The sequence below is a fragment of the Thalassobellus citreus genome, assembly GCF_044385915.1.
Classification (GTDB): domain Bacteria; phylum Bacteroidota; class Bacteroidia; order Flavobacteriales; family Flavobacteriaceae; genus Thalassobellus; species Thalassobellus citreus.
The window spans coordinates 1-331 of sequence record NZ_JBISCC010000019.1; the positions used below are offsets into that span (position 1 = coordinate 1).

1 protein-coding gene is annotated in these 331 nt (G+C 30.5%); it reads right to left on the reverse strand.

From position 1 onward, the window contains the following. A partial coding sequence (locus tag ACH5TX_RS00085) for a hypothetical protein (RefSeq protein ID WP_439337530.1) occupies positions 1-331 on the reverse strand: 331 nt, incomplete at both ends.

Sequence of the window (331 nt, forward strand, 5' to 3'; positions counted from 1 at the left end):
AAAGGGTAAGGAGACAAAGAAGAAAAATCCTTTTTGGATAAGGATTTAATGAAATTGGAAAACTCAATGTCATTTGGTTCTGAGCTTTGTTGTTGAGTAACTTTGATATCTTTAGTATTTGATACTTCAACAATACAGGTATTCAGTTTGTTTTTGAATAATGACGTAGCCAATGCTTCCATTTTGTGGGATTTCTCTAATATTTTATGGATTTGCTCCAAGTTGATATGGTAATTGTTTTCATAGCGTGTTGTTATATAAGCATCATCCAATAATTTTAAAAGGTTTTGCTCCTCTTCTATTTGTGTATTAAAAAGTTTTCCTAGTTCAG